At 66.3% G+C, this 1,070-nt stretch carries 1 protein-coding gene; it reads right to left on the reverse strand.

What is annotated here, in order from left to right; translation table 11 throughout:
• Positions 1-1,070 (reverse strand): TRAP transporter large permease subunit (locus AN233_RS09405; RefSeq protein WP_125920011.1); only part of this gene is annotated, 1,070 nt, incomplete at both ends.

Genomic DNA, 1,070 nt, shown 5'->3' on the forward strand with positions numbered 1-1,070 from the left:
CCGGGATCGAGGACGCGACGGCCCAGAACCCGGCGTACAGCGGGTCCCAGGTCAGGATGATCATCGTGTACAGCAGCACTCCGACCGGGACCCACAGCGAGATCCCCTCGATGACGAGGTTGCGAACCGTGAGGTTATCGAAGGAGATGGAGTCGGTCGACCGGCCGAACAGCTGCGCGACAGCCTCCTCGCGCTGGAGGCTCACCGACTCGAGCTCGAGCTGCGTCGGGTCGACCTCCTCGATCCCCTCCTTCATCGTCGTCAGGTGGACCCCGACCGCGACGGAGAAGTAGAACAGGAGGGCGGGCAGCGCCCCGACAACGATGATGTAGAGGTAGCTGTTCCCCGTGATCTGTGCCATGACGAACGCGGCCGCGCCCATGATCGGCGGCATGATCTGCCCGCCGCTCGAGGCGACCGACTCGAAGGCGCCGGCCGTGTCCTCGTCCAGTCCGTGCCGCTTCAGCAGGGGGATGGTGAACGCGCCGGTCGTCGCCGCGTTGGCGGCCGCGCTCCCGTTGATCGACCCCATGCCGAGGCTGGCGACGACGGTCATCTGTGCGAGTCCGGACCTGATGCGCCGGCCGACGATCGTCCCCAGCTGGAGGAAGTAGTCGAGCGCGCCGTACGCCTCCAGCATTCCGGCGAAGATCATGAAGATGATGATGTACGTCGCCGAGACCCCGGTGATGACGCCGTAGAGCCCGCTTCCGTATTCGATCGTCAGGCCCTGGATCAGCCGGTTGATGCTGACGCCGTTGTGGTTGAGGATGCCCGGGAAGTACGGGCCCCAGTAGGCGTACGCGAGACCGCCGATGCCGACCACTGAGAGGATGGGCCCGTAGACGCGCCGCGTCACGTCGAGAACGACGACCATCATCAGCAGGCCGGCGAGCATGTCGGTGGTGGTGTACACGCCGAGCTGCTCGTACACCATCCGCTCGTAGCCGAGGACGAGGTAGAGCGTCGCGCCGACGCCGACGAACCCTTCCAGCAGGCCAATGTAGTTGCCGATGCGCTGTTTGGTCGTCTGCGGGTCCACGTCGTAGGCGACGACCGCGGCCCCGAGG

Source organism: Haloparvum sedimenti (assembly GCF_001462205.1).
GTDB lineage: Archaea > Halobacteriota > Halobacteria > Halobacteriales > Haloferacaceae > Haloparvum > Haloparvum sedimenti.